Origin of the sequence: Lactiplantibacillus sp. B652 (assembly GCF_023806745.1) — a bacterium.
GTDB lineage: Bacteria > Bacillota > Bacilli > Lactobacillales > Lactobacillaceae > Lactiplantibacillus > Lactiplantibacillus pentosus.
In genome coordinates this window covers 1-294 of record NZ_JAMSKY010000096.1, presented here as the reverse complement: position 1 = coordinate 294, position 294 = coordinate 1, and the positions used below count along the sequence as shown (strand labels likewise).

1 protein-coding gene is annotated in these 294 nt (G+C 45.6%); it reads left to right on the top strand.

The features are described 5' to 3' along the window. The coding region (locus tag MZO40_RS17160) for a PDZ domain-containing protein (RefSeq protein WP_252133493.1) at positions 1 to 271 on the top strand (271 nt) is incomplete at its 5' end. Positions 272 to 294 lie beyond the last annotated feature (23 nt).

The window sequence follows — 294 nt, the reverse complement described above, 5'->3', positions numbered from 1 at the left end:
CCTGAAGTTGCCATCAAGCGTGAAGAAGGGTGTCGTTATCATGAAGACCAACTCAGGCTCACCGGCTAAGACGGCTGGTTTGACCAAGTACGACGTGATTACGGAACTCGGGGGTAAGAAGGTCACGAACCTGGCCACATTACGGAGTGCGTTATACGCACATTCCGTCAACGATTCGGTAACGGTCAAGTATTATCATGACGGTAAGCTGAAGACGACGTCGATGAAGCTAACTGAAACTACCAAAACGTTAAATAAACAAAGTAACTAGTAAATGAGATTTTCATAAACGTC